The sequence below is a fragment of the Celerinatantimonas sediminis genome (assembly GCF_046054195.1).
In the GTDB taxonomy this organism is placed as follows: Bacteria; Pseudomonadota; Gammaproteobacteria; order Enterobacterales; family Celerinatantimonadaceae; genus Celerinatantimonas.
Genome location: NZ_JBEQCS010000007.1, coordinates 192964 through 199065 on the forward strand (window position 1 = coordinate 192964; position 6102 = coordinate 199065).

Here is a 6102-nt window from a genome sequence, read left to right on the forward strand (position 1 = left end):
GGTTGCTATGAGTCAACAGATAGAATTACAGGCCAAAGTTGCTGAAGATCATACCGGAATGCGCCTTGATCAGGTGCTTTCCGAGCTCTTTAGCGATTATTCTCGTTCACGCCTTAAAGAGTGGATTATTCAAGGGCAGGTCTATATCGATGGCCGAGTTGCAGATAAACCACGTGAAAAACTTCAAGGGTTTGAAACGCTTACACTTAAGGCTGTCATTGAAGATGTCATTGATTGGCAACCAGAACCCGTTGATCTGAATATTGTCTATGAAGACGATGATATTTTGGTGATCAACAAAGCTGCTGGCCAAGTGGTGCATCCTGGGGCTGGAAATCATTCAGGCACTATTTTGAACGGCCTTTTGTATCACTATCCACAGAGCCGAACTTTGGCAAGAGCAGGTATTGTTCATCGTTTAGATAAAGATACTACCGGGTTGATGGTGGTGGCTAAGAGTGTTGCGGCTCAAACTCATTTAGTAGATGCATTGCAAAAACGAGAAATTACTCGTGAGTATGAAGCCATTGCGATTGGTTCGATGACGGCGGGCGGTTTAGTCGATGAACCTATCGGACGACACAAAACTAAACGTACTCAGATGGCTGTCGATCCGTTTGGCCGACCCGCTGTTACACATTATCGCGTTGCTGAAAAATTCCGTCAGCATACTCGGTTGCGGCTGCGTCTTGAAACGGGGCGTACTCACCAGATCCGCGTACACATGGCTCATATCGGTCACCCATTGGTTGGCGATCCGGTCTATGCCGGACGGTTGCGTTTACCTAGAGGCGCCAGTGATGAGCTTGTTCAAGTGCTGCGAGATTTTCAGCGCCAAGCACTGCATGCGGCAATGCTTCGCTTAGCCCATCCAATTAGTGGCGAGATGATGCAGTGGCAGGCTGATGTTCCCAGTGATATGGTGAAAGTTGCCGATGCGCTGCGCCGAGATAGCGAGGCGCACGACTGGCAAATTTAAGTATTAAGGGGGCAAATCATGGCAGTTAATAATATTGAATCAATTTTCCCTGATACGGTGAAAGCGGTTTATACCGACCGCTTGTCAGGCTACAGTCAGGGACCTTATGAGAGCTACAATCTCGGCGCTCACGTGGGCGATGTGAAAGAGCATGTGGCTCGTAATCGACGTGATTTTGCCAGTCATCTGCCAAGTATGCCCTGTTGGTTAAATCAGGTTCATAGCAATGAGCTCGTTGATGCTGGATTGTCGCAAGAGGGCGTTACGGCTGATGGGGCTTATACCCGTGGGCGTAATATCCCGTGTGTCGTGATGGTTGCAGATTGTCTGCCCATTTTAATTGCTGATACACAGGGGCGAGCCGTTGCTGCCGTGCATGGTGGTTGGCGCGGTTTAGCCAGTGGTATTATCAAACGTGCGGTCGATACATTGGATTGCCCAAGCAATGAGCTGGTGGCTTGGTTGGGGCCTGCCATTGGTCCGGATGCTTTTCAGGTCGGTGATGATGTCCTGCAGGCGTTTAGCTCTCAGATGGGAGAGGTGGCGCAAAGCGCCTTTAAAGCCGATGGCGAACGATATTTGGCTGACCTTAAATTGCTAGCTCAATTACAATTGCAACAACTAGGTGTTGAGCAAATTGCTGTGCATCCGAGTTGTACGTATCGCGATTCCACTCACTTTTTCTCCTATCGAAGAGATGGGCAAACCGGTCGGATGGCGGCAGCTATCTGGTTGGAATAATTCTTGCGTTTGCTCTTGAATATTGCCTCCGCTATACCCACATCATTGTTAAATTGATTGAATGGTCATTGATGTGGAGGCGATATGCGCTTAGATCGATTCACCAGTAAATTCCAATTGGCGATCTCTGATGCCCAGTCGTTAGCTCTGGGCCGGGACCACCAATATATTGAGCCTGTCCATCTGATGGTGGCGTTATTAAACCAAGATTCGGGATCAATTCGACCTATCTTGTTAGATGCTGGCATTGAAGGCAGTGCTCTGCGTTCGAAATTGAATAAAGAGTTAGAAAAAATACCCCAAGTCACTGGTATTGGGGGCGATATTCAATTATCGAACGGGCTGATCTCACTGCTTAATCTGTGCGATAAAATTGCTCAGAAACGCAAAGATAAATATATTTCATCCGAAATTTTCCTATTAGCGGCGATTGATGACAAAGGTCCACTGGGTGAAATTTTACGTGAAGTCGGTGCCAATAAAGGAAAATTAGAAAAAGCGATTGAAAAAGCTCGTGGCGGTCAGAAAGTTGACGATCAAAATGCTGAAGATCAGCGCCAAGCATTGGAAAAATACACCGTTGATCTGACTGAACGAGCTGAACAAGGCAAACTTGATCCGGTGATTGGTCGTGATGAAGAAATTCGACGCACGGTTCAAGTTTTGCAGCGGCGTACAAAAAACAACCCGGTTCTGATTGGTGAACCAGGGGTTGGTAAAACGGCTATTGCTGAAGGGCTTGCCCAACGTATTATCAATGGCGAGGTCCCCGAAGGACTCAAACACAAACGTGTTCTGGCTCTGGATATGGGTAGCCTGATTGCGGGTGCTAAATACCGGGGCGAATTTGAAGAGCGGCTAAAAGCTGTGCTCAATGAGCTTGCTAAAGAAGAAGGGCAGGTCATCTTATTTATCGATGAGCTGCACACCATGGTGGGCGCTGGTAAAGGCGATGGTGCGATGGATGCAGGGAATATGCTTAAACCTGCTCTGGCACGTGGCGACTTGCACTGCGTTGGCGCGACCACGTTGGATGAGTATCGTCAGTACATTGAAAAAGATGCTGCATTAGAACGGCGTTTTCAAAAAGTGCTGATTGAAGAACCAAACGTTGAGGATACCATCGCGATTTTGCGTGGCTTGAAAGAGCGCTACGAATTGCACCACTCGGTTGAGATTACCGATCCGGCAATTGTAGCGGCAGCTAATTTATCGAACCGTTATATCTCGGATCGTCAATTGCCAGATAAGGCGATTGACTTAATTGATGAAGCAGCTTCCAGTATTCGTATGCAAATTGACTCGAAACCGGAAGAACTTGACCGGCTTGATCGGCGTATTATTCAGCTCAAACTTGAGCAGAATGCGCTGCAAAAAGAAGAAGATCCAGCCAGCCAAGGGCGGCTTGCGAAAATTGAAGAAGAGCTCAAAGAGCGCGAAGAAAAATATCGCGAACTTGAAGAGGTTTGGAAAGCGGAAAAAGCGGCGCTGTCAGGGACTCAGCATATTAAATCCGACCTTGAACAGGCTCGTTTGGATTTAGATGTTGCTCGTCGAGCAGGCGATCTGAATCGTATGTCAGAGCTGCAATATGGCCGAATTCCAGAGCTCGAACGCCAGCTTGATTTAGCATCGCAAGCTGAGATGCAGGATATGACGTTGTTACGTCATAAAGTGACAGAAAACGAAATTGCCGAAGTGCTATCTCGTTGGACGGGCATTCCTGTGAACAAAATGCTTGAAGGTGAACGAGCTAAACTCTTGCGTATGGAAGAAGAGTTGCACCAGCGCGTGGTTGGTCAGGAAGAAGCAATTCATGCCGTGGCGCATGCGATACGTCGTAGTCGTGCTGGATTATCTGACCCGCATCGGCCGATTGGTTCATTTTTGTTCCTTGGGCCAACTGGGGTTGGTAAAACAGAGCTTTGTAAAGCGCTGGCAGAGTTTATGTTCGATACCGATGAAGCCATGGTGCGTATCGATATGTCTGAGTTTATGGAAAAACACTCCGTTGCTCGTCTTGTTGGTGCGCCACCGGGATATGTTGGTTATGAAGAGGGCGGCTATTTAACTGAAGCCGTTCGCCGTCGGCCATATTCGGTTATTTTGCTTGATGAAGTCGAAAAAGCACATAGCGATGTCTTTAATATTCTATTGCAGGTGCTTGATGATGGTCGTTTAACCGATGGACAAGGGCGTACGGTCGATTTTCGTAACTCGGTGATCATTATGACATCGAACCTAGGCTCAGACATTATCCAAGAAGGCTTTAGTGAATCCAACTATAGCCAGATGAAGTCGGTCATTATGGGCGTGTTAACGAATCATTTCCGCCCTGAATTTTTGAACCGTATTGACGAAACCGTGGTCTTCCATCCATTGGATAAAGATAACATTCGTCAAATTGCGAAAATTCAAATTGATGGTTTGATGCCACGCTTAAAAGAACAAGGCTTTGATGTTTCTATCTCTGATGAAGCTTTGGATAAACTGGCTAATAATGGATTTGACCCAGTTTATGGTGCAAGACCATTGAAACGTGTGATTCAGAACCAACTTCTGGACCCAATGGCTGAAGGGTTATTATCTGGTGAATTTACGCCAGAAAAACCATTAAAAATTGGTGTGAGTGACGACCAACTGGTGATTACCCAGTAATCGATAAACGGGAGCGAGGTTTAAGCTCCCGTTTTTATTTTACAAAAATCATCTTTAAATTTTTGATGTTCTTGCTCGGTGAGACTTAGATAATGCTCTTGTTGTTTAGGGCTAAGCAATTGACAGATTGATGTGTGTTTTTGCTGAGTTATACCACGTAACTGCTTGTACATTTGTCTTGCCGAAAGATCTTGGCTAAACAAGTCATCAGACAACGCAATATAACGCGCTTCAACCTTCTTTAGCGCGCTTAGTTGGACTGATGTCAACTCTAGCAACGAGGCTAATTGTTCTGATGTCATAATGCACCTTTGGCAAACCTTTATTACAGTATAGTAACTTCTATTCAATAGACATCAATTGATAAATGACAATATGAGGCGATGTAAATTTACTACGGTTATGCTATTTTACTCGTCATTTTACAAGCTCCCCATATCACGGTTTAGGTTAATTATATGAGTGAAATAAAAAACAACAACTCAGCAAAAGCACGGGGAATCTATCTGTTGCCGAACCTTTTTACGACAGCGGCTTTATTCTCAGGATTTTATGCTGTTGTAGCATCGATGAATGGTCGATTTGAATCGGCAGCCATTGCTGTCTTCATTGCGATGATTTTCGATGGATTAGATGGGCGTATTGCTCGTATGACGGGTACAGAAAGTTCATTTGGTGTCCAGTATGATTCGCTATCAGATATGATCTCATTTGGTATCGCACCCTCGTTGGTTTCATATAACTGGGCTTTGCATGATTTAGGCAAAATTGGTTGGCTGGCAGCCTTTATCTTTGCCGTCAGTGCTGCGCTGCGACTTGCTCGATTTAATACTCAGGTGGGTAAAGCTGATAAGCACTACTTCCAAGGGTTGGCGAGTCCTTCGGCTGCTGGGATTGTTGCCGGAATGGTCTGGCTGGGGCAAAACTTTGGGTGGGATCCAGAACAACTGCATTCTTTGCGGTATGTCGCTGCTATCCTGACCGTTTGTGCCGGACTGCTAATGGTATCGAATTTTAGATATTACAGCTTTAAAGGCATCGATCTTAAAGGCAAAGTGCCGTTTGTTGTAGTGCTGCTGATAGTCTTGGTTATCGTTGTGGTTGCCTTGCGTCCGGCATTAGTTCTCTTTTGCGTTTTTACCATTTATGCCATCTCAGGACCGGTTTATACCATTCGCACCGTTCGTAAGCTTAAAATGAAACATGTCGTTGGTGAAGATGATGACAGCGATGATGAACCAGATACTGAGCTTGATAGCAAAGAGACTACTCAAGAAGCAACTAATGCGACAGATATAGAAAATACAGACGAGAAGAAAAGTTAATTTATTTGAGTCTGTTATTTAGTGATTAAAAAGCCACCATCGGTGGCTTTTTTAGTATAAAAAAGCACAAAAAAACACCGTTTGTATGAAAACTCAGCGAACGATTGCGTTTTCTCAATAAAAACACAAAAAGCACTTGCGTAAAAATGCCGTATCCCTATAATGCACCACCACTGACACGGCACACCTCACACGAGGTTGCAGTTCAAGGTTTCAAGCCGGTTTGGCTGGCTCGAAACGGAAAGTAAAAAACGAAAATAATCGTTGACAGTCTTTCCCTTGATGCGTAAGATGCGCATCCGCTTCAACGGCAAATGAGCGAAGAAGCAACCGTTCTTTAACAATTAATCAAGCAATCTGTGTGGGCACTCGCAGAAGATGATTTGCAAAAAGATTTAA

5 protein-coding genes are annotated in these 6102 nt (G+C 45.4%); 4 read left to right on the forward strand and 1 reads right to left on the reverse strand.

Annotation, left to right across the window (positions count from 1 at the left end; genetic code table 11):
- Nucleotides 1-7: 7 nt before the first annotated feature.
- From rluD to clpB, 3 genes are all read left to right on the forward strand, one after another.
- Nucleotides 8-979 carry a 23S rRNA pseudouridine(1911/1915/1917) synthase RluD gene (gene rluD / locus ABTQ23_RS10640; RefSeq protein WP_408615692.1) on the forward strand — a complete coding sequence of 324 codons (972 nt, stop codon included), beginning with the start codon at nt 8-10 and terminating at the stop codon, nt 977-979.
- 18 nt (nt 980-997) lie between these two features.
- Nucleotides 998-1720, forward strand: a complete 723-nt coding sequence (gene pgeF, locus ABTQ23_RS10645) for a peptidoglycan editing factor PgeF (RefSeq protein ID WP_408615693.1) — start codon at nt 998-1000, stop codon at nt 1718-1720.
- A gap of 84 nt (nt 1721-1804) precedes the next feature.
- The gene (gene clpB, locus ABTQ23_RS10650) at nt 1805-4378 is read left to right on the forward strand and encodes an ATP-dependent chaperone ClpB (RefSeq protein WP_408615694.1); all 2574 of its coding nucleotides are present in this window, start codon (nt 1805-1807) and stop codon (nt 4376-4378) included.
- A gap of 20 nt (nt 4379-4398) precedes the next feature.
- Here clpB and ABTQ23_RS10655 read toward each other — a convergent pair whose 3' ends face one another.
- Nucleotides 4399-4680, reverse strand: coding sequence for a hypothetical protein (locus ABTQ23_RS10655; RefSeq protein ID WP_408615695.1), 282 nt, complete (start codon nt 4678-4680; stop codon nt 4399-4401).
- A gap of 156 nt (nt 4681-4836) precedes the next feature.
- On the opposite strand from ABTQ23_RS10655, the gene pssA reads away from it, so the two are divergent.
- Entirely contained in the window at nt 4837-5703 is an 867-nt protein-coding gene (pssA, locus tag ABTQ23_RS10660) for a CDP-diacylglycerol--serine O-phosphatidyltransferase (protein ID WP_408615696.1), read from the forward strand.
- The last annotated feature ends 399 nt before the right edge of the window (nt 5704-6102 follow it).

Excerpts from the sequence above, each read along its gene's own strand:
- rluD (WP_408615692.1), top strand. The coding sequence starts at position 8 with ATGAGTCAACAGATAGAATTACAGGCCAAAGTTGCTGAAGATCATACC.
- pgeF (WP_408615693.1), top strand. The coding sequence starts at position 998 with ATGGCAGTTAATAATATTGAATCAATTTTCCCTGATACGGTGAAAGCG.
- clpB (WP_408615694.1), top strand. The coding sequence starts at position 1,805 with ATGCGCTTAGATCGATTCACCAGTAAATTCCAATTGGCGATCTCTGAT.
- ABTQ23_RS10655 (WP_408615695.1), bottom strand. The coding sequence starts at position 4,680 with ATGACATCAGAACAATTAGCCTCGTTGCTAGAGTTGACATCAGTCCAA.
- pssA (WP_408615696.1), top strand. The coding sequence starts at position 4,837 with ATGAGTGAAATAAAAAACAACAACTCAGCAAAAGCACGGGGAATCTAT.